This window comes from Phaeobacter sp. PT47_59 (genome assembly GCF_028890025.1).
Taxonomy (GTDB): Bacteria; Pseudomonadota; Alphaproteobacteria; order Rhodobacterales; family Rhodobacteraceae; genus Phycobacter.
Window position 1 is genome coordinate 85,068 of record NZ_JARCJL010000003.1, and the last position, 21,298, is coordinate 106,365.

Here is a 21,298-nt window from a genome sequence, read left to right on the forward strand (position 1 = left end):
GACCTTGCTCCGCTGAAGGGTCACTTGCAGGCTAGGAAGGACATAGCACAATGCCAGAGCGGATGGGAAAATACTGGGCGATGATTGCCACCCTCGGGCTGGTCTGGGGCGGCACCTTCCCCCTGATCAAAGTGGCCCTGGACGGCATTACCCCCTTCTGGCTGGCGGCGGGCCGCATTGGCTTTGCCGCAGTTTTGCTGTGTGCGATTTGGGCCTGGCGCGGCGACAGGCTGTTTAGGGAGCGCAGCAACTGGCCCGCCGTGCTGTTCATCGGGATTGCCAGCTCGGCGCTGCCCTTCATGCTGATCAACTGGGGGCAACAATATGTCTCGGCCGGGTTCACCGGTCTCAGCATGGCGGCCATCCCGCTGTTTGTTCTGCCCCTGGCGCATGTCTTTGTCCCCGGAGAGCGCATGATCCTGCGGCGGCTGATCGGCTTTGTGATCGGCTTTGTCGGTGTTGCCCTGCTCATCGGCAGCAAGGCCTTTGAAAGCAGCAATTCCGAGCTCGAGTTCCTGGGCCGCCTCGCCTGCCTCTCCGCAGCCGCCTGCTATGCGGTCAGTTCGATCCTCACCCGCCGCCTGCCACCGGTAGATCCGGTGGGTCTTGCCGCGATCCTCTTGGTGATCGGCAGCGTCATCATCGTGCCGACCGCCTGGATCCTTGAAGGTCCGCCGGTCATGCCCGACGGTCAGACCCTTGCGATCATCGCGTTTCTGGGCCTGATCCCAACGGCGGCGGCCAATTTCCTGAGGGTCATCGTCGTGCGCGAGGCCGGCCCCACCTTCATGACGCTGACCAATTACCAGGTGCCGGTCTGGTCCGTGCTCATCGGCGCGGTGTTCCTGGGCGAGGCCCTGCCCGCCTCCCTGCTCTTGGCGATGGCACTGATCCTCAGCGGCCTCTGCATCAGCCAGTGGGGTGCCCTGAGACGGCTCTTTTCCCGCGCCTAGCGCACCGCCTGCCACAGCCGCACGGCCTGCACGGTTTCGGCGACATCATGCACCCGCAGGATCTGAACGCCCTGCGCCAGCCCGGCAAGGCCAACAGCGATCGACCCGGGCGCGCGCTGATCCGCCTGCGCCGCGCCGCCGATCTTGCCGATGAAACCCTTACGCGACACGCCCAGAAGGATCGGACAGCCCAGCCCGTGAAACAGGCTGAGCCCGCGCAGAAGCGTCAGGTTATGCTCCATCGTCTTGCCGAAACCGATACCCGGATCCACCACGATCCGATCGCGCAGGACACCAATCGCCTCCAGCCGGTCCACCTGCTGGGCGAGGAAATCATAGACATCCAGCAGGACGTTGTCGTAGCTGGGATCCGCCTGCATGGTAGCGGGATCGCCCTGCGCATGCATCACACAAACCGGCACCCCCGCCTGCGCCGCCACCGGTGCCAGGGCGGCATCGAAGGTGAAGCCAGAGACATCGTTGATCAGCCCCGCGCCGGCCTCCAGCGTTTCCACCGCCACCTGGGCCTTGCGGGTATCGATAGAGATCGCCACGGAGGAGGCCGCGCTGATCGCCTCGATCGCAGGCACCGTACGGGCGATCTCTTCTTCTTCGGGGATGAAATCTGCGCCGGGCCGTGTGGATTCACCGCCCACGTCGATGATGCTGGCGCCCTCCTCCACCATCCGCAGAGCAGCAGCACAAGCCACCTCTGCACCGGCATGGCGGCCACCGTCGGAAAAACTGTCGGGCGTCACATTGAGGATGCCCATGACCTGCGGCTGCGTCATGTCCAGCCCGGCAATGGCGGCGCGGCGAAAGCTCAGGCGGTGGCGCACCTCTTCCGGGATCAACCCGGCCGGCATCAGGCGCGGCGGGCCATCGCGGCTCAGAAGCTCGACGTCGGAAAACCACAAGGAAGACCTGCCCGCCAGCGGCACAGCGCCCTCGGGGCGGGTTTCACCGTGCTGCACAATGGGGCGGTAATACATCAAAGCCTGTCTTGCTCCACATCCACGGCGCGCAAGGTGACCTGCCGTTCCGCAGGCAGCTCTGCACCGATCACGATCATCTCTTCCGCCTCGAATGTTGCCGCGAACCAGGCGGCCAGCGCAACCGCATCCGACGGCGCGGCAGAGGGCCCATCCACCGCGTCCAGCACGATCTTGGAGGGCGCCCAGACGCAGATCTGACCATTCTTCATCGCCCAGTCCAGCTCGGTCCGGGTCGCGACCACCTTGCAGCGATGATCCCTGGCCGCAAGGCGCCAGGCGTTCTGTTCAATCGCAAGCAGGTCGATCCGGCGCTGGGTCATCTTGTGACCGGTCTGCGGCACCTCCAGGTCATGCGCCCCGACACAGAGGATCAGCGGACGCTGGCGGCACTCCATCTGATCGATCCAGCCGGTCAGGTTGTCGCTGTCGATGGCCGCATTCGAAAGATACATCAGGCGCGGATGCAGCACCTCTTCCGCCGCGACCACATGGCTGACCTGGTCCTTGGAGCGCACGATCTCCACCCCCAGCGCGCCGGGGCCACGGTCCAGCTTTTCGATCCGCACGAAGGCCCGGATCGCCTGCGGCTCCAACAGGATCCGCTCAGCCACCCGTTCCGCAAGCGTTTCCAGCAGGTTCAGCCGTTCCGCCGCCAGTTCGTAGGCGATCGCCTCGGTCACCTTGTCGTAAGACAGGATCCGATCCACGTCGTCATCCAGATCCGCAGGCAGCGGTGCCACCTCCACCACCACGTTGAAACAGATCCGTTGCGTCGTACCGCGCTCGGCCTGAAAGGCGCCGATCTCCACCTCGACCAGATGGTCGCGCAGGGAGATCCTGTCCAGCGGGCCACCGGGTGCTGTCGCGATGGAGCGTTCCGAGGGGTGTTCAAAAGCGAGACGGATCTCTGAGGGCATGGCTGCGGGCCTTTGTCTGGCGGTGTAACAGGGTCGGTGTCACACCCTTACCTTTGCTGCTCCGTCCATATCAGGCCCGCTTGCGCCGCACCAGCACGCGAAAACGCCTTTCGGGTCACGTGCTGGTGTCAGATGCGGTTAATCGTTCGACGCGGTGCGATAGCGGTCGTCGCGGTAGAACAGATGCACCCCGATCCGCGCGGTCTTGGTAAAGTGGCTGCTCCAGCGCGGGCGCACAGCGGTGGTGTGATAATAGGTCGCCCCCTCGGTCAGGCCGGTATCCACCCCGTCCAGCACCAGGCGCGCCACCTTGGCGACCCGCTCATAGGCGCGTTTCTCGTGGATGACTTCTTCATGACCATCGCAGGTATAGGTGAACTGGCACTGGTAGCGGCGCCCGGTGCCCTGGTTGATCACCCCGCAGTAGCTGCCGGGAAACTGGCCCGCATTGACCCGGTTGCGGATCACTTCGGCCACGGCGAACTGCCCCTTGACGGTCTCGCCACGCGCTTCGAAGTAGAGCGCCTCGGCCAGGCAGGCGAATTGCTCACCGCCCTTTGCCTTGGGCTGGGCATCCAGCCAGTCGCGGGTGAACTTAACGTCTTTCGCCGATGCGTCGGACTGTCTGCGTTTGAAGCCGAACAAGCCGCTCAACCGGCGTTCGGGAACGGTATTCAGGGCGGATTGCTCGCGTTTGAACAGGGAATTCAGCCCGGTCTCGGCCTGGGCGACGGGTGTTGTGACCGTCAGGGCAGCCAGAGTGGCAGCCAGCGTCAGGAGTTTCATCTACAGATCCTCGTTTGTCAGCTTGCGCGCGGCCTCCCCAGAATGCGCGGTCGCAGCACTTAACGGATACTGAGCCTATCGTCCACCTATACGGAAGATTGGTCCAGCCCCTACGGCGGCAACCGGCCTAGAGGTGTCGCCTCTTGGGCGTCGATAAACGAGGAATTCGTTAAATTTTTGCGTAGGTTGGAGCGGCTTTTCCGATCTTTTCACCAATCGCCAGCTGAGCTGCGGCCAGGCGCACGACCGGAACCCGGAACGGCGAACAGGACACGTAGTCAAAGCCCGCCTCCCGGCAAAAGGCAATCGATTCGGGGTTGCCACCATGTTCGCCGCAGATCGAAAGCGTGATATCGGCCCGCCCAGCTCGCCCCCTTTGCACCCCCAGTTTCAGGAGCTCTCCCACGCCATCCACGTCCAGCACATGGAATGGATCCTCGGGAAAGACCCCCTGCTGCACGTAGTTGGACATGAACCGCCCGGCATCGTCACGCGACAGACCGTAGGTCATCTGGGTGAGGTCGTTGGTCCCGAAGCTGAGGAAGGCCGTGTGCGGTGCAATCTCTTCGGCCCTGAGGGCGGCGCGCGGCGTTTCGACCATGACACCAAGACGGTAATCGAACCTTTGCCCACGCTCGGCGCTGACCGCCGAGGCCACCGCATCTATGCGCGCCTTGACCAGCTCGACCTCGCGCTTGGCCGAAACCAGCGGGATCATGATCTCGGGCACCACCGGCGCGCCCTCCTTCGAGGCTTCCAGCGTGGCCTCGAAGATGGCGCGGGCCTGCATATCGTAGATTTCCGGCACGGTCACCCCCAGCCGCACGCCGCGCAGGCCCAGCATGGGGTTGTATTCTTCCATCTCCTCGACCCGCCGGGTGACATCGCTGACCGGAATACCCAGCGCCTCGGAGAGTTCACGCTGACCCGAGGTCGTGGTGGGAAGGAATTCATGCAAGGGCGGATCAAACAGGCGGATACAGACCGGCAGCCCCTCCATGATGCGGAACAACTCCCGGAAATCCTTGCGCTGCATCGGCAAGAGCCGCGCCAGAACCGCCGCGCGCCCGGCCGAGGTTTCGGCGAAGATCATCTCGCGCATCATGGTCAGGCGGCCCGGATCGAAGAACATGTGCTCGGTGCGGCACAGCCCGATGCCCTCGGCCTTGAAATTGCGGGCGGTCTGGGCGTCGGCAGGTGTGTCCGCATTGGCGCGAATGCCCATGTCCCGCGCCTCGTCCGCCCAGGTCAACAGGGTCTGGAAGGCATCGTCCTGTGCCGCCTCCAGCATTTCCGGCTCTCCGGCCAGAACCTGGCCGCTGCTGCCATCGATGGTCACCAGATCGCCCGCCGAGAAGACCCGACCGTCCTGGGCAATCAGTTTCTTGATTTTCGGAGGGAATTTCATGTTCGAGGCACCGACGATACAGGGCACGCCCAGCCCGCGTCCGATCACCGCCGCATGGCTGGTCATGCCGCCCCGTTCGGTCAGAACGCCAACCGCCGCATGCATGCCGCGCACATCCTCCGGAGAGGTTTCGCGCCGCACCAGGATGCAGGGCTCGCCCCGCGCCGCGCTGGCCTGGGCCTCGGCGGCGGTAAAGACCAGGGCGCCAGTGGCCGCACCAGGGCTGGCGGCGATCCCCGAACCGATCACGTCACGCTTTGCGTCCGGGGCCACCTGCCTGTGCAGCAGCTCGTTCATGGCATGGGCATCGACCCGCATCACCGCCTCATGCGCAGGGATGATCCCATCCTGCGCCAGGGCCACGGCAATGCGCACCGCCGCCTGGGCCGAGCGCGCCACCCGCACCCCATCCAGAATATGAACGGTATCGTCCTGGATCACGAATTCCACCTGCATCTCTTCGCGCAGGCGCCGCCGCATCAGCTGGGCATGGGTTTTGAGCTCCGCAAAGGCCGTCGGCGCCAGTTCCTCCAGCGAGGGACCGCGCGCGTCCTTTTCCAGGAACAAGGCCCCGGCGCCATCGCCCAGCGCCTCGCGCCCCTGAGACTGGCTCAGGTAGCGCCCGGTCAACTGCGGCTTGCCGGTCTTTGGCTCCACCAGTTGCAAAACGCCGGATCCGCATTCGCCCTGTCCCAGGCCTGGGATCATCTCCTGTACCACTAGGCCAAGCCCCGCATCGGCCGGGGCTCCCTTGGCCTGTCGCAACAGCCGCGCCGAGGTCCCCTCCCAGGCGCGTGCCATGGAGCGCAGCACCGCGGCCAGTTGCTCGGCCGGATCCTGCGGAAAAGGTTCGTCGGTTTCCGCCTCATAGGCCTGCAGCGTTTCGCGCAGGGCGTCGGGGCCGCCATCCTCCACATCGTCAAAGGCATCCGGGTCAAGCCGCGCCACATGCACGGCGTAGGATTGCACGAAGCGCAGGTACAGACCCGCGGCCGCCTCCTCGCCGAGGCGCGCGCAGAGTTCCTTGCAGCGCGCCTCGTTCATGCCGATATTGAGGATCGCACCGGGACCGCCCCAATCGGGATCCTCGGAGGAGGGGCGCACGCAGAGCAGCGCATCGGCGGGAAAACTCGCCAGGATCTTGTCGATGTCCGGCATGTCGCCACTGGCGATTTCATGCACCGCATCAAAGGAGAGCGCGACCGTGCGCGGTACCGGCAGATCCAGCCGCACCAGCCGCTGCAGGCACTTGGCCCGCCCGCCATGACTGGAGGTTGCAATCGGAGCTACCGGGGTGATCAGCGTGGCCAGGGGCGCATCGGGCATGGTCTATCCTGAACTTTCTGCACTGCGGCACCTGCCGCGCCCTGCAGCATAAGCCCCCTTGGCGCTCCTGCAAGGGGGAAGCGGCGGCGCGCCGTCATTCCAAGAAAAAACGCCGCGCTCGGGACGCGGCGTTTCAACTTACTGCCTTGGCGCGATGCGCCGGGCTCAGCCCTCCAGCCGGGTTAGATCCGCCACCTGGCCGCAGACCTTGCGAATCTGGCCCAGCAGGTTCAGCCGGTTGCGACGCACGATATCGTTGTCGGAGTTGACCTGCACCGCCTCGAAGAAGGCGTCGATCGGCTGCCGCAGCGCGGCCATGCCGCCCATGGCGGCCGCGAAATCCTCGGCCTTGATGGCCGAGGAGATCGCCCCCTCGCCCAGCTCCAGCGCATCGAACAGCGCGTTTTCGCTCTCGTCCTCGGCGAATTTCTTGTCGGCCCCAAAGGAATACTCCACCCCGTCCTTTTCCTCGGCCTGGGACAGGATGTTGTTGGCGCGCTTGAAGCCCTGCAGCAGGTTTTCCCCGTCTTCGGTCGTTAGGAAGGCCTCCAGCGCGCGGGCGCGTTTGACCAGCAGGGTCAGATCGTCATTACCCGCCATGGCGATACAGGCGTCGATCACATCGTGACGGATGCCCTGATCGCGCAGGAAGACCTTCAGGCGGTCATGGAAGAAGCCCAGGAGATCGCGCGACACATCCGGCAGGCTCTCCTTCAGCTCTTCCATATGCTTGGGCAGATCCCCATCGAAGGCATCCAGAACCGTACGCACGGCCGAGCCAAAGACACCGTGGTCGGCAATCTCCTCGATCATGTCCTTCATCAGCCCTGCCGACACCGCATCATCACCGTTCTGCGCCAGCTCGTGCCGCAGCAGATGCGCATCGATATGCTGATCCAAGGGCGTGCGGATATCGTTTTCCAACACCAGACGGATCACCCCCAGCGCGGCACGGCGCAGGGCAAAGGGATCCTTCGAGCCGGTCGGTTTTTCGTCGATGGCCCAGAAGCCGGTCAGCGTGTCCAGCTTGTCGGCCAGGGCGACCACGACCGAAAGCGCCTCGGTCGGCACATCATCCGAGGGCCCGAGCGGCGAGTAATGCTGCTGGCAGGCGTTCGCAACGTCCTGCGGCAAGCCAGCTGCCTCGGCGTAGTAGCGGCCCATCAGGCCCTGCAGCTCGGGGAACTCATAGACCATTTCGGACGAGAGATCCGCCTTGGCCACACGCGCGGCCTGCTCGGCCAGATCCGCATCGGCGCCCATCACCGGCGCCAGCTCGCGCGCCAGCGCGGCGATACGTTCGATCCGCTCGGCCTGGGTGCCCAGCTTGTTGTGGAAGGTCACATTCGCCAGCGCCTCGGTCCAGCTGCTCATGCCCGCCTTGGCGATGCGCAGGTCGTTCTCCCAGAAGAACTTCGCATCGGCCAGACGCGCCGACAGCACCTTCTGGTTGCCCGCCAGAATGGTGGCGCCGTGATCGGCGGTCTCGCGGTTGGCAACGGTGATGAAGCCTTCGATCCGGCCCGTCTTGGGATTGCGCACCGAGAAGAACTTCTGATGCTCCTTCATCGAGGTCTGCAGCACCTCGGGCGGCAGGCCGAGGAAATCGTCATCGATCTTGCCCATCAGCACCACCGGCCATTCCACGAGGCCCGCGACCTCGGCCAGAAGGCCCTTGTCCTCGACCACTTCAAGCCCTGCGGCAAAGGCCTGGTTGGTGGCGTCATGCCAGATCGCATCGGCGCGTTCCGCCGGATCCAGGATCACATGGGCACGCTTCAGCTTGACACTGTAATCCTCGAATGAGCTGACCACAAAGGCACCCGGCGCCATGAAGCGATGGCCTTGCGTGGTGTCGCCTGCCGTCAGGCCATCGATTTCAAAGGGCACGACTTCGGCGCCCGCTTCATCCGACAGGATGCAGAGGATCGATTGCAAGGGACGCACCCAGCGCAGGGATCCAACCCCCCAGCGCATGGATTTCGGCCAGGGGAAATTGCGGATCGTTGTTTCCAGAACCTCGGCGATGATCTCCGCCGCCGGGCGGCCCGGCTTTTCGATCATGGCAAAGTAGACGGCGCCCTTGGGCGTGTCGCGCTCTTCCAGCTGATCGCGGGAAATCCCGGCACCGCGCAGGAAGCCCTCGACCGCCTTGTCCGGCGCGCCGACCTTGGGGCCTTTGCGCTCTTCCCGGATGGTGGGGCTTTCGGCCAGCAGGCCCTCCAGCGCCAGGGTCAGGCGGCGCGGTGTCGACAGGGCATGGGCCGCCGCATAGGTGAGACCGGCCTCGACCAGACCGTCGGTCATCCGCTTTTTCAGATCCTCCGCCGCACGCGCCTGCATGCGGGCCGGGATTTCCTCGGAAAACAGTTCAATCAGCAGGTCGGGCATTCCAGGTCCTCTGGGGTAGTTGCGCAGTGTGGTTGGGGGGGCGCAAGACAGTCTTCAGTCGGTCAGTACAGTAACGGGTGGCGGGCTGACAGGTTTTTCATCAATCCCGTTCGGGGCAGGCTTCGGTGACGATGGCGCTGCCATCATAGGTCTGCTTGCCGCAATTGTTCAGCTCGTGCCAGGCAAAGCCCTGGCCCTGGTCGGTGATCGCCACGATCCGGTCCACCCCGTAAGAGATGTTCTTGACCGAAAGGAAGGCGGTTGCCGAGCCATCCTGCAAGGCGGCGCCCAGGGCAGCGGCATCGAAACAGTCGAACCAGCCCGGCGCATTGCGCGGCGTGGTCAGCTGGGAGAGGGTGTATTCCCGGGCCAGATCCTGCGGCGTCAGACGGGTTGTGAAACAAGCCCTATAGCGGATCGGAGAGCTGTCGGCATCGATCGCCTGAAAACCCTCATAGGCGATCGGGCGCGGATCCGAGCCGTCCAGCGGTGTCAGCACCACATCGCGCCCCGGCTGCAGCGTCACATCCTCGTAGAACCCATAGACCTGCAGGTAGTACATAGAGGCCCCGGCGACCAGCGCCGAGATCCCCAGGATGATTGCAAGAACCTTGCCCAGCATGGCATCTATCCCCCTCAGGCGGCCTGGCCGCCCGCTTCGGTTTGCACGAATGCGTCGGCGCATTGCTTGGCCAGCGCCCGCACACGACCGATATAGGCCTGACGCTCGGTGACGGAAATCACCCCGCGCGCATCCAGCAGGTTGAAGATATGGCTGGCCTTGATGCACTGGTCATAGGCCGGGTGCGCCATGATGATGCGCTTGCCAGTCTTGGGATCGATATGCTCCTGCGACAGGATCTGGGTGCATTCCTGTTCGGCCTCTTCAAAGTGGCGCAGCAGCACCTCGGTGTTGGCGACATCGAAGTTCCAGCGCGCGTATTCCTCTTCGGTCTGCTTGAAGACATCGCCATAGGTCAGCGGGATCGGCGCATCCGGATCGTTGAAGGGCATGTCCATCACGTGATCGATGCCCAGCACATACATCGCCAGACGTTCCAGCCCGTAGGTCAGCTCGCCGGAGACCGGGGCGCAGTCATGGCCGCCCACCTGCTGGAAATAGGTGAACTGGCTGACTTCCATACCGTCGCACCAGACCTCCCAGCCCAGTCCCCAGGCACCCAGGGTCGGGCTTTCCCAGTCGTCCTCGACGAAACGGATGTCGTGCAGCTCCATGTCGATGCCAATGGCTTCGAGGCTGCCAAGATACAGCTCTTGCAGGTTCGGCGGGCTCGGTTTGATCAGCACCTGATACTGGTAATAGTGCTGCAAGCGGTTCGGGTTCTCACCATAGCGCCCGTCGGTCGGGCGGCGCGAGGGCTGCACATAGGCGGCGGCCCAGGGCGCCGAACCCAGCGAGCGCAGGGTCGTGGCCGGGTGAAAGGTGCCCGCGCCCACTTCCATGTCATAGGGCTGCATGATGGCGCAGCCCTTGGATGCCCAATAGGCCTGAAGCCGCAGGATGATCTCCTGGAAAGAGCGCGGGGCGCCCGCAGGAGCGGAAGAGGCGGCAGCGCCGCTGGTGGTCTGGGTCATGTCAGATCCCTCTCTGGGACATCTCGATAGGACAGCAAATGCGGTGTTCTTCCTATGCAAGCCCCCGCCCATGGTCAACGGCTAGTCGTGCCGCATGTCCGGCACAGGCGGGCCTTGTGCCTCGGATTGGATCAAAGGTGATGGATTGCTGCATCAAGCGATGAATTCCCCCCTCCCGGGAGTTTCATTTGTCCCGGCAAAATGTTTATCTGCGCTCCAACATTTTACCCCATCGGGATAGAGGTCCTGCAATGAAAAGAATACTCACCGCCCTGCTGCTGGCGCTCAATACAATTGCATTTTATCTGGTTGCCCCGGTGCAGGCGCAACAGGCCGGTCAGGAAAGCGTCTGGATTCAGATCGCCGCGCGCCCCTCGCTTGCCGAGGCCCAACAGGAAGCACAGTCCTATGCCGCCCGCCTGCCGGATGTGGCCGGGTTCACCCTTGGCGCAGGATGGTACGGTATCGTGCTCGGCCCCTATTCGCGCGCCGATGCGGAACGGGTCCTGCAGGTCTACCGCACCGAAAGACAGATCCCGCGCGACAGTTTCATCGCCTTCCAGGCCAATCTGCGCAACCAGTTCTACCCGGTTGGTGCGCGCGATCAGGCAACGGCGGTGGCCCCGGTCACGGCGCAGGCCGCAGACCCCGCCGTCAGCGCACCGCAACCGCAGGTGACCCTCCCGGATGAGACGCCCGCACAGGCGCGCCGCAGCGAACAGGCCCTGTCCCGCGACGAGAAAATGGAGCTGCAAGTCGCCCTCAAGGCCGCCGGTTTCTACACCGCGGCCATCGATGGCTCCTTTGGCCGGGGCACCCGCCAATCCATGTCCGACTGGCAGGTCTACAAGGGGTTTGAGCCCACCGGCGTTCTGACCACCGCCCAGCGCAAGCTGCTGCTCGACGATTACAATGCGCCGCTGATTTCCGTCGGCATGGCCGAGGTCATGGATACCGGTGCGGGCATTACCATGCAAATTCCCGCTGGCGAAGTTGCCTTTGCCCGCTATGAATCGCCCTTTGCCCAATATGACAGCAGTGGCGACCTTGGAGTGCGCGTGCTCTTGATCAGCCAGCGCGGCGACAAGAACACCCTGTTCGGCCTTTATGACATCATGCAGACGCTGGAAGTCGTCCCGCTGGAGGGCCCGCGTGAACGCGGCAGCGACAGTTTCACCATCGAAGGACGCAATGGCCGGATCGTCTCCCATACCGAAGCCAGCCTGAAAAACGGCGAGATCAAGGGCTTTACCCTGATCTGGCCCGCCGGGGACGATGCCCGCCGCGCCCGTGTTCTGGCCGCGATGCAGGACAGTTTCACCCGGATCGACGGGGTATTGGACGATGCCGCGGGCAGCGATCTGGCACAGAGCGTGGATTTGCTGGCCGGTCTCGAGGTACGCAAACCGCGCCTGTCGCGCTCGGGCTTCTTCGTGGGGCAGAACGGCGCCGTCGTGACCACCTCGGATGTGGTCGCGGGCTGCAGCCGGATCACCCTCGATCACGGGTATCAGGCCACGGTTGCGGTCAATGACCCGGCAACCGGCCTGGCGATCCTGGAGCCCGTCGACAAGCTGGCCCCCATCGCCGTGGCCGGCTTCATCACCCAATCCCCGCGTCTGAAATCCGACGTCGCCGCTTCGGGCTTTTCCTACGAAGGGGTCCTGGGCGCCCCCAGCCTGACCTTTGGCACCCTGGCCGACCTCAAGAGCCTGGATGGCGACAGCGGCGTCATCCGCCTGGATCTGAGCGCCCAGCCTGGCGATGTCGGCGGGCCGGTCCTGGATGCCTCTGGCGCGGTACTGGGCATGTTGCTGCCGCATCAGATCCAGGGGCGCATCCTGCCCGAGGGCGTCAGCTTTGGCCTCTCCGCCGCGACCCTGCGCGAAGCCCTGCTCGCGGCAGGCGTCAAGGCTTCCGAACAGGCGGGGGATGGCAGCGCGCTCTCGAACGAAGCCCTGGTGCGCCATGCCACCGGCATGACCGTCCTGGTCAGTTGCTGGGACTGAGGGCCGCCGCCCTCCCTTTGCATGCCGTCCTCAGGCATGCCCCCTGACCATCAAGAAAGGCCGGAGCAGATCTGCTCCGGCCTTTGTTCTTTGGCAGTCTGAGACAAAAGCGCCTCAGAAGGCGTGGATACGCCCATCCCAGGTATGGAAACACCCGGTGGTTTCGATATCCAGCACATCGAATTCATGCAGGAGGCCGGTCACGGACTCCTCAACCGAAATCTCGCCTTCGCTGCCGCCCATGTCGGTGCGCACCCAGCCGGGGTGGTAGATCCCGACCGCGATGCCCTCGGGCCGCAGGTCACTGGCCAGGTTACGCCCGATATTGAGCGCCGCCGCCTTGGAGGCGCGATAGGCATAGCTGCCCCCCGGGGCGCGGGCATGGCTCGCCATCTGCGAGGAGATGATCGCGATCTTCGGCACCTTGGACAGCCGCAGATTCGGCAACAGCGCCTGTACCGTCAGGAATACGCCGGTGACATTGACCGCCAGGCTCTTGGCCCAAACCTCGGCGGTGTATTCCTCCAGGGCCATCCCCTTGTCGAGGTAGACACCGGCATTGCAGACCAGAAGATCGATCGGCTTGTCGCCAAGCTGCGCGGCAAAACGCGCCTGCTGACCGGGATCGCAGACATCCAGCCGCACGCCGGAGGAATGATCGCGGGAGGTGCCGGTGACCTCATGCCCGGCTTGCGTCAGCCGCGTGACCAACTCCCGCCCGATACCCCGGCTTGCCCCGGTGACAACTGCATGCATGGATGGATCCCTTCAATTCGTCTTTCGCGCGGGGCCGAACGGCAAAGGCAGCACCGGCACCCCGTCTTCAATCAGCGATTTGGCCTCTTCCGGGCGCGCCTCGCCATGGATCGCACGGGCCGGGGCATCGCCCAGATGCATCGCCCGTGCCTGCGATACAAAATCCTTGCCCACGTAGTCGGAGTTCTCCTCGACCTTCTTGCGCAGCTCCTGGATCGCCTTTTCCATTTCGCTGGCCGGCGCGCTCAGGGCGCCTTGCGTCTGGGCCGGGGCCGCCGGTTCGTGGCTGTTCGAGGGCTGCGCCGCATCAGGGCTCTCGGCCTCGCCGACCGAGGAGACCGCCTTGCGGCCGGGGCGCACGCGCGGCGCCATGATGGCCTTTTCCACCTTCTCCGAGCCACAGACCGCACAGGAGACCAGCCCGGCGACGGCCAATTTGTCATAGGCGGCGGCGGACTGGAACCAGCTGTCAAAGCTGTGGCCTTCGGCGCATTTCAGGCTGTAACGTATCATCTGTTATCCCGTTGCTGCTCCTGCCCAATAGGTACTGCGGTGCCCAAACTTCAAGAGTTGAAAAGATCCGAGCCAAGTGTCAGCGGATCGAACCCGGCCAAAATCCCCTGCAATCCCTTTTCCTGCACCAGCGCTGCGGCCTTGCGCGGGGACTTCCAGGCCCGCTGCCGTTCCGCCTGCTCCGGGAAATTGTCCTGCAGCCCGGTGACCAGCACCGGATAGACACGCACCACACAGGGCAGAGGTGTCAATTCACGCCGCCACTTTTCATAGGCGTATTCCCCCAGGCACTGATCCAGCGGCACGCCCCGCGCGCCCGCCTCTTCCCAGGCCTCGATCGCGGCGGATTGGGCCAGGCTGCGTCCCGGGATGGGCCAGCCCTTGGGCAGGATCCAGCGCCCGGTTCCACGCGAAGTGATCATCAGGATCCGCGGCTTTCCGGTCCTGGTGATGCGAAAACACAGGGCTGCGACCTGTGTCGCGGTATCCGTCTGCGTCTTTGAGACAGCAGAGAGCGCCGATTGGTTCAATGGGTCAACACCTGATGTGCGGGGCATCGCCCCTTCCTGACCCTGTGATAGCAGATAACCGGGGCGCTATTGAAGCGGGCTTTGCAGATTCACGCACAATTGCGGTGCCATCGGGTCACATCCCCACGGATGTCATCCCAGGCCCCTTCTGACAGGGCCAGGCCCAGCACCCGTTCGGGGTTGGTCGGCGGCGGCATCACGGCGCCTGCCAGTTTTTCAAACCCGAACCGGCTGTAATAGGGCGCATCGCCCACCAGCATGACCCGCTTCCAGCCGCTCTCAACCGCCCGCGCCAGGCTGTCGCGGATCAGCGAGCCCCCCAGCCCCTCGCCCTGATGCGTGGGGTGGACCGCAACCGGCCCCAGCAATAGCGCATCCGCCGCCCCGACATGCACCGGCCAGAACCGGATCGCACCGGCCAGGATGCCCTGCTCATCCCGCGCCACCAGGCTCAATCCCGAAACCGGCGCCACCCCATCGCGCAAACGATAGGAGGACAGCGCCTCGCGCCCCGGCGCAAAGCACAGATCGTATAGGGCCTCGACCTCCCAGCGGTCGTCGGGCTGCTCCGGTTTCAATTCGATCACGCCACTCACGCCTCCGCGAAATCGTCCCAAGAGGGGTGGAAATCGCCCTAACACGGGCCTAAGCATTGAGCAAACACTTGGAGATGCGCATGTTCTACCGCCCCGAAGACGGCCACGGCCTGCCCCACAACCCGTTCAACGCTGTGATCACCCCGCGCCCGATCGGCTGGATCTCGTCCCGCTCGGGCGACGGCGTGAACAACCTGGCGCCCTATTCCTTCTTCAACGGCGTCGCCTACACACCGCCCCAGGTGATGTTCGCCTCGACAGGCAGCAAGGACGACCAGGCGAACACCAAGGACAGCATGGCCAATATCGAGGAAACCGGCGTCTTCTGCGTCAATATCGTCGCCTACGCCATGCGCGATGCGATGAACGCCAGCTCGCAGACCCTGGGCAAAGAGGTGGATGAGTTCGCTCATGCGGGCCTCACAGCGGTTGAATGCGAGACCATCAACTGCGCCCGGATTGCAGATGCCCCTGCGGCGCTGGAATGCAAGCTCACCAAGATCGTCGACCTGCCCGGCGTCTCCAACCGCGTCGCCTTTGGCGAGGTGACCGGCGTGCACCTGCGCGACGATTGCCTGAAGGACGGGCTGTTCGATGTCACCACCTTCGAGCCGCTCGCGCGCCTTGGCTACCGCGATTACTCCCGCGTGACAGAGGTCTTCTCGCTGGCGCGCCCCGACGATTGAGGCGACTGGACCATGCCCCTGCCCGATCCCGGCCTGCGCCACCCGATCATCCTGCCCGACGGCAGCCCCCACGCGGGCACCGTGATGCTGAAACAGGCGGTGGACCATCCGAACTTTCAAGTCGGCGCCTATAGCTATGCCTCGGATTTCGATCCACCACAGGACTGGGCAGCGCATCTGGCGCCCTATCTCTTTCCCGGCGCGCGCGAGAGGCTGGTGATCGGGCGCTTCTGCCAGATCGCCCATGGCGCACGCTTCATCACCTCTTCGGCCAATCACGGGCAGGAGGGGCTCTCCTGCTACCCCTTCCCGGTCTTTGATCCTGATCAGATGGCCGGGTTTCAGCCCGATACCCGCGATACGGTGATCGGCAACGATGTCTGGATCGGCTATGGCGCAATGATCCTGCCTGGTGCCCGCATCGGCGATGGCGCCATCATCGGCGCGGGCGCCGTGGTGCGTGGCACGGTGCCCGCCTATGGCATCGTCACCGGCAATCCGGGTCGCGCCGAACGGTTCCGCTTTTCCAAGCCCCAGATCGCGCGGCTGCTGGCGCTGAAATGGTGGGACTGGCCGGTCGACCTGATCCTGCGCGCCGAACCTGCGCTGACCTCTGGCGATCTCGACATGCTCGAAAGCCTCGCCCCGGACTAAGCCCCGCCCAAGCTGCTGCTTCGGAGCCACCCTCGACGCAGGCCCAAGGGCGCAAGGCCGGGTCAAGTGCAAGCCAAATTGCCGAGGCTCCGCGCCCCCCCTTTTTTGGGGGGGCGTGGATACGGCCATTTTGCTTGTCACGCCGGGCAGGCCTTGTGCCAGACGGGCAGCGCGAGGGGGGATCTGATGCTGCTGCTTTGGTGAGCCCGAGATGATCTTCCAATCAAAAGGGCCTGTGGATCCGCATCCACAGGCCCCCGATACAGAACTATGGCTGCACTCAGTGCCCGCCCAAAACCCCCGTCTTGACCGAATAATCCACCGCCAATGCGTATTCCGGGTCATCATCACTATCGACCATCAGGTGACCCGCCTTGGACAGAAGCTGGTGACAATCGCGGCTGAGGTGACGCAACACGATGGTCTTGCCCGCCTCCTCATATTTGGCCGCCAGCGCCTCGATCGCCTGCAGAGCGGATTGGTCCACCACGCGGCTGTTGGCAAAATCGACGATCACGCGGTCGGGGTCGCCCGCCACATCGAACAGCTCGATGAAGCCGTCGGTGGAGCCAAAGAACAGCGGTCCCTCGATCTCATAGACCTTGGCGCCCTTGTCGCTTTGGGACTCACGGGTTCGGGCATGGATGCGGCGGGCGTTGTTCCAGGCATAGGCCAGAGCCGAAACGATCACACCCACAACCACGGCAATGGCAAGGTCGGTCATCACCGTCACAACGGTCACCAGCACGATGACAAAGGCATCCGTCAACGGCACCCTGGTCATCACCTTGAAGCTGTTCCAGGCAAAGGTGCCGATCACCACCATGAACATCACGCCCACCAGGGCGGCCAGCGGGATCTGTTCGATCAGCGGCGAGGCCACGACGATGAACAGCAGCAGGAACAGCGCCGCGGCGATCCCGGCGATGCGGGTGCGGCCCCCCGATTTCACGTTGATCATCGACTGGCCGATCATGGCGCAGCCGCCCATGCCCCCAAAAAATCCGGTCACGATATTGGACGTGCCTTGCGCGATACACTCCTGGCTGGCACCGCCGCGCTTGCCGGTGATCTCTCCCACCAGGTTCAAGGTCAGCAGGCTTTCGATCAACCCGATGGCGGCCAGGATCACCGCATAGGGCAGGATGATCTGGAAGGTCTCGAAGGTGAAGGGCGCCAGCATGGTGCCATACAGCCCCTCGCCGGTGCCGAACGGGTTGTGGAAGCTCGGCAGTCCGCCCTCGATCGAAGCCATGTCGCCGACGCGCGGTACATCAAGGCCCAGTGCAATCACCAGGATCGCCACGATACCGATCCCCGCCAGCGGCGCCGGGATGACGCTGGTGATCTTAGGCGTGCCCCAGATGATCAGCATGGTCAGCCCCACAAGACCCAGCATCAGGTACAGGGACATGCCGCTCAGCCATTCGGCCCCACCCGTGCCCGGCACCTTGAACTGCGTCAGCTGCGCCAGGAAGATCACGATGGCCAGACCGTTCACGAAACCCAGCATCACCGGATGCGGCACCAGGCGGATGAACTTGCCCCAATGCATCACCCCGGCAATGACCTGCAGGATCCCCATCAGGATTACCGTGGCAAAGAGGTATTCGACTCCATGCTCGGCCACCAGTGCCACCATCACCACCGCCAGCGCCCCCGTGGCGCCAGAGATCATGCCGGGCCGCCCGCCGATCACCGCCGTGATCAGACCGACCATGAAGGCCGCATAAAGGCCGACCAGCGGGTGCACGCCCGCGACAAAGGCAAAGGCCACCGCCTCGGGCACCAGGGCGAGCGCCACGGTCAGCCCCGATAGAAGCTCGGTCCGCACCCGGCCCACGGACCAGCCCTCGTCCTGCATGATCGAAAGGTTGGGCGGAGAGATACGATTGGCCAAAAGGGCCATGGCGGCGCGTTTCATCAAGAATACCTGTGATTGGAGGAGGTCACTGTGCTGACCCGCCCCTAGACCAAATCGCCCCGTGACACAAGGTTTGCGGGCCTTCTCCGCCGTGTTGCCCTTTTCCCTGCCCGCAGTTTGCCCATCGCCTATGGGGGCATCGCCGCGAAAACCATCGGCCTGCAATGACCGCGTCAACAGGATGCCCCTCTTGCCAACGCATCGGCCCGGCGGCACAACAAGGCAACGCCAATATTCCAGTCAGTATTCCAGCGGGAGACCCAGAGGTGAGCGCAGAGACTTCGAAACAGACCATGATCGCCGTGATCGGCGGCTCGGGCATCTATGACATCGACGGGCTTGACGGGGCCGAATGGGTCAATGTGGAAACGCCCTGGGGCGCCCCCTCGGACCAGATCCTGACAGGTACGCTGGACGGCGTAACAATGGCTTTCCTGCCCCGCCACGGGCGCGGTCACGTGCATTCCCCGACCGAAGTGCCCTACCGCGCCAATATCGACGCGCTGAAACGGCTTGGGGTCACGGATGTGTTTTCCGTTTCTGCCTGCGGATCGTTTCGCGAAGAGATGGCGCCAGGCGATTTCGTCATCGTGGACCAGTTCATCGACCGCACCTTTGCCCGCGAGAAATCCTTCTTCGGCACCGGCTGCGTCGCCCATGTGAGCGTCGCCCACCCCACCTGTGACCGCCTGAGCGACGCCGCCGAGGCTGCCGCGCGCGATGCGGGCATCAAGGTGCACCGGGGCGGCACCTACCTGTGCATGGAGGGACCGCAGTTTTCCTCCGTCGCGGAAAGCAAGATGTACCGCGAAAGCTGGGGCTGCGACGTGATCGGCATGACCAACATGCCCGAGGCCAAGCTCGCCCGTGAAGCGGAGCTCTGTTACGCCTCCATCGCCATGGTCACCGACTATGACAGCTGGCACCCGGATCACGGCGCGGTGGACATCAGTGCGATTCTGGCGACGCTTCAGGGCAATTCGAACAATGGCCGCGAATTGGTGCGCCGCCTGCCCGGCATCCTCGGCGCCGAGCGCGCGCCCTGCCCGCATGGCTGCGACCGGGCGTTGGAGTTTGCCATCATGACCGCCCCCGAAAAACGCGACCCGGCGCTCTTGTCCAAGCTGGACGCCGTGGCCGGGCGCGTTCTGAACGCCTGACCCTGAGGTCAAGGCCCCCGAACCACACAGGAGACGACGATGGATCTGAACCTCTGGCTTGCCTTTGTGGCCGCATCCGTGGCGCTGCTGCTGATCCCCGGCCCCACCATCCTTCTGGTGCTGAGCTATGCGCTCTCCCGCGGCCGACAGGTGGCTGTGGCGACCGCACTTGGCGTCGCGCTTGGCGATTTCATCGCCATGACCGCCTCGCTGCTGGGGCTTGGGGCGCTGGTGCTGACCTCGGCCACGCTGTTTTCGGTGCTGAAATGGGTGGGCGCCGCCTATCTGATCTGGATGGGGGTAAAGCTCTGGCGCAGCGCCCCCACCGGTGGCCTCACCGTTCTGGACAGCACCAGCGGAGAAACCCGCGGCGTCTTTGGCCATGCGGCGCTGGTGACCGCGCTCAACCCGAAGTCCATCGCCTTCTTCATCGCCTTCGTGCCGCAGTTCATGCGCCCAAGTGAACCGCTCCTGCCGCAGTTCTCGATCCTGATCGCCACCTTCGTGACCCTGGCCGCGCTCAACGCACTGGCCTATGCGCTATTGGCCGGGCACATGCGCGACTGGATCGCGAAACCTGCCGCGATCCGCGCGCTGACCCGTACAGGCGGGGCGGCCCTGGTTGGCATGGGGCTGTTCACCGCCCTGCTGCGGCGCCCGGCAGTCTGATCTCCCAAGGTTTCCCTTGCATGGAGGGCGCGCTTCGGCCAAACCCCGGAGCGGCCCAGGTCGCCTTTGCGATCCAAACGCCATGAGCAAACGCCAACCGTCCCCGCAAGCAGGAGCCATCCATGCCCAAGAAGACCGCCGTCAAGGACTACATCCGCACCATCGTCGATTTCCCGCACGAGGGGATCATGTTCCGCGATGTGACCACGCTCTTTGCCGATCCGCGCGGCTTTCGCATGGCCATCGACCAGATGCTGCACCCCTATGCGGGCGAGCAGATCGACAAGGTGGTCGGCCTGGAGGCGCGCGGCTTCATCCTGGGCGGCGCCATCGCACACCAGCTGAGCGTCGGTTTCGTGCCGATCCGCAAGAAGGGCAAGCTGCCCGGCACCACCATCAGCGAGGAATACCAGCTGGAATACGGCGAGGCGATCGTCGAGATCCACGACGATGCCATCCAGCCCGGTGAAAAGGTTCTGGTGGTCGATGATCTTCTGGCCACCGGCGGCACCGCAGGGGCCGGCATCAAGCTGATCGAGCGCCTGGGCGGTGAAATCGTCTCTTGCAGTTTTGTCGTCGATCTGCCCGATCTGGGCGGGCGCAAGAAGCTCGAAGACATGGGTATGGATGTCCATGTGCTCTGCGAGTTCGAGGGCGACTGACGCCGCGGATCAGCCGCCTCGATAACAGGATCCTCACGCAGTGATCACATTGACTTTACTGGAAATCAAAAGGTCGCCGGGCTTAGTTCCGGCGGCCTTTTTGTCAAAGCCCCGGCGGCTGAATTTCGCCACATCCGGGTTTCCGTCTTTGCCGTAGTGACCGTGATGCCTGTGACGGGCGTCTTGCAATCGAAACAGAGAGGAAACCCAGATGTTCCGCAAGATGATGACGACAGCCGCCGCAACCCTGTTCATGACCGGGGCGGCATTTGCCGGCGGTCAGGCCAAGGATATCGTCGATACAGCCGTCGGCGCCGGCGATTTCAACACCCTGGTTGCCGCGGTTCAGGCCGCGGGTCTGGTTGACACCCTGAAGGGCGAGGGCCCCTTCACCGTCTTCGCCCCCACCGATGCCGCCTTTGCCGCCCTGCCCGAAGGCACCGTCGAAGAGCTGCTGAAGCCCGAGAACAAGGACCAGCTGATCTCGATCCTCACTTACCACGTGGTACCGGGCAAGGTGATGTCCACCGACCTTTCCGATGACATGAGCGCGGCCACCGTCCAGGGCGGCACTATCATGATCGACCTGGACAAGGGCGTGATGGTCAATGACGCCAGCGTGGTCACCGCCGATATCGAAGCAGGCAACGGCGTGATCCATGTGATCGACAAGGTGATCCTGCCCAAGTAACGCCCGCGCAGATTAGTCGGCTCCTGCCCCAGACAGGGGCCGGCGAATTCTATTGCAGGCTCTCGGCCCGCGCCCT

Annotated in this window: 20 protein-coding genes; 8 read left to right on the top strand and 12 right to left on the bottom strand. The window is 64.2% G+C overall.

Features of this window, described 5'->3' with window-relative positions:
- Positions 1 to 50: 50 nt before the first annotated feature.
- Positions 51 to 953 (top strand): DMT family transporter, encoded by a 903-nt coding sequence (locus PXK01_RS03685; RefSeq protein WP_274848886.1) that lies wholly within the window; start codon positions 51 to 53, stop codon positions 951 to 953.
- Here the strand turns inward: PXK01_RS03685 and folP are convergent.
- From folP to PXK01_RS03720, 7 genes are all read right to left on the bottom strand, one after another.
- A complete protein-coding gene (gene folP / locus PXK01_RS03690) occupies positions 950 to 1,948 on the bottom strand; it encodes a dihydropteroate synthase (RefSeq protein WP_274858912.1) in 999 nt (332 codons plus the stop codon). The two genes, PXK01_RS03685 and folP, sit on opposite strands and share 4 nt — an antisense overlap.
- Positions 1,945 to 2,865, bottom strand: a complete 921-nt coding sequence (locus PXK01_RS03695; RefSeq protein ID WP_274848884.1) for a dihydroneopterin aldolase — start codon at positions 2,863 to 2,865, stop codon at positions 1,945 to 1,947. The genes folP and PXK01_RS03695 overlap by 4 nt, the downstream gene beginning before the upstream one ends.
- A gap of 138 nt (positions 2,866 to 3,003) precedes the next feature.
- Positions 3,004 to 3,651 (bottom strand): cell wall hydrolase, encoded by a 648-nt coding sequence (locus PXK01_RS03700; protein ID WP_274858913.1) that lies wholly within the window; start codon positions 3,649 to 3,651, stop codon positions 3,004 to 3,006.
- Positions 3,652 to 3,820: 169 nt separating this feature from the next.
- Positions 3,821 to 6,385 carry a putative PEP-binding protein gene (locus tag PXK01_RS03705; RefSeq protein WP_274858915.1) on the bottom strand — a complete coding sequence of 855 codons (2,565 nt, stop codon included), beginning with the start codon at positions 6,383 to 6,385 and terminating at the stop codon, positions 3,821 to 3,823.
- A gap of 165 nt (positions 6,386 to 6,550) precedes the next feature.
- A complete protein-coding gene (glyS, locus tag PXK01_RS03710) occupies positions 6,551 to 8,776 on the bottom strand; it encodes a glycine--tRNA ligase subunit beta (protein WP_274858917.1) in 2,226 nt (741 codons plus the stop codon).
- Between the two features lie 100 nt (positions 8,777 to 8,876).
- Entirely contained in the window at positions 8,877 to 9,398 is a 522-nt protein-coding gene (locus tag PXK01_RS03715; RefSeq protein WP_274858918.1) for a DUF6446 family protein, read from the bottom strand.
- A gap of 14 nt (positions 9,399 to 9,412) precedes the next feature.
- A complete protein-coding gene (locus PXK01_RS03720) occupies positions 9,413 to 10,372 on the bottom strand; it encodes a glycine--tRNA ligase subunit alpha (RefSeq protein WP_274848879.1) in 960 nt (319 codons plus the stop codon).
- A gap of 251 nt (positions 10,373 to 10,623) precedes the next feature.
- On the opposite strand from PXK01_RS03720, the gene PXK01_RS03725 reads away from it, so the two are divergent.
- Positions 10,624 to 12,381 (top strand): trypsin-like peptidase domain-containing protein, encoded by a 1,758-nt coding sequence (locus PXK01_RS03725; protein WP_274858919.1) that lies wholly within the window; start codon positions 10,624 to 10,626, stop codon positions 12,379 to 12,381.
- 114 nt (positions 12,382 to 12,495) lie between these two features.
- Here the strand turns inward: PXK01_RS03725 and PXK01_RS03730 are convergent, their stop codons facing one another.
- The 4 genes from PXK01_RS03730 to PXK01_RS03745 all read right to left on the bottom strand — a co-directional run bounded on the left by PXK01_RS03730 (position 12,496) and on the right by PXK01_RS03745 (position 14,767).
- Positions 12,496 to 13,137 carry an SDR family oxidoreductase gene (locus PXK01_RS03730; RefSeq protein ID WP_274848877.1) on the bottom strand — a complete coding sequence of 214 codons (642 nt, stop codon included), beginning with the start codon at positions 13,135 to 13,137 and terminating at the stop codon, positions 12,496 to 12,498.
- A gap of 12 nt (positions 13,138 to 13,149) precedes the next feature.
- Entirely contained in the window at positions 13,150 to 13,650 is a 501-nt protein-coding gene (locus tag PXK01_RS03735) for a DUF1178 family protein (protein ID WP_274858920.1), read from the bottom strand.
- Between the two features lie 50 nt (positions 13,651 to 13,700).
- Positions 13,701 to 14,207 (bottom strand): NUDIX hydrolase, encoded by a 507-nt coding sequence (locus PXK01_RS03740; protein WP_274848874.1) that lies wholly within the window; start codon positions 14,205 to 14,207, stop codon positions 13,701 to 13,703.
- Positions 14,208 to 14,269: 62 nt separating this feature from the next.
- Positions 14,270 to 14,767, bottom strand: a complete 498-nt coding sequence (locus PXK01_RS03745; protein WP_274858921.1) for a GNAT family N-acetyltransferase — start codon at positions 14,765 to 14,767, stop codon at positions 14,270 to 14,272.
- A gap of 89 nt (positions 14,768 to 14,856) precedes the next feature.
- Between PXK01_RS03745 and PXK01_RS03750 the strand changes: the two genes are divergently transcribed.
- Positions 14,857 to 15,462, top strand: a complete 606-nt coding sequence (locus PXK01_RS03750) for a flavin reductase family protein (RefSeq protein WP_274848872.1) — start codon at positions 14,857 to 14,859, stop codon at positions 15,460 to 15,462.
- Between the two features lie 12 nt (positions 15,463 to 15,474).
- Positions 15,475 to 16,116 (top strand): CatB-related O-acetyltransferase, encoded by a 642-nt coding sequence (locus PXK01_RS03755; protein WP_274848871.1) that lies wholly within the window; start codon positions 15,475 to 15,477, stop codon positions 16,114 to 16,116.
- 280 nt (positions 16,117 to 16,396) lie between these two features.
- Here the strand turns inward: PXK01_RS03755 and PXK01_RS03760 are convergent, their stop codons facing one another.
- Complete coding sequence (locus tag PXK01_RS03760; RefSeq protein WP_274858922.1) at positions 16,397 to 18,040, bottom strand: SulP family inorganic anion transporter; 1,644 nt, start codon at positions 18,038 to 18,040, stop codon at positions 16,397 to 16,399.
- 293 nt (positions 18,041 to 18,333) lie between these two features.
- Here PXK01_RS03760 and PXK01_RS03765 point away from each other — a divergent pair, with 293 nt between their 5' ends.
- From PXK01_RS03765 to PXK01_RS03780, 4 genes are all read left to right on the top strand, one after another.
- A complete protein-coding gene (locus tag PXK01_RS03765; RefSeq protein ID WP_274859052.1) occupies positions 18,334 to 19,200 on the top strand; it encodes an S-methyl-5'-thioadenosine phosphorylase in 867 nt (288 codons plus the stop codon).
- Positions 19,201 to 19,239: 39 nt separating this feature from the next.
- On the top strand, positions 19,240 to 19,869 hold the full coding sequence (locus PXK01_RS03770) for a LysE family translocator (protein WP_274858923.1): 630 nt from the start codon (positions 19,240 to 19,242) through the stop codon (positions 19,867 to 19,869).
- Positions 19,870 to 19,991: 122 nt separating this feature from the next.
- On the top strand, positions 19,992 to 20,531 hold the full coding sequence (locus tag PXK01_RS03775) for an adenine phosphoribosyltransferase (protein ID WP_274848868.1): 540 nt from the start codon (positions 19,992 to 19,994) through the stop codon (positions 20,529 to 20,531).
- Between the two features lie 211 nt (positions 20,532 to 20,742).
- Complete coding sequence (locus tag PXK01_RS03780) at positions 20,743 to 21,222, top strand: fasciclin domain-containing protein (RefSeq protein ID WP_274858924.1); 480 nt, start codon at positions 20,743 to 20,745, stop codon at positions 21,220 to 21,222.
- Positions 21,223 to 21,298 lie beyond the last annotated feature (76 nt).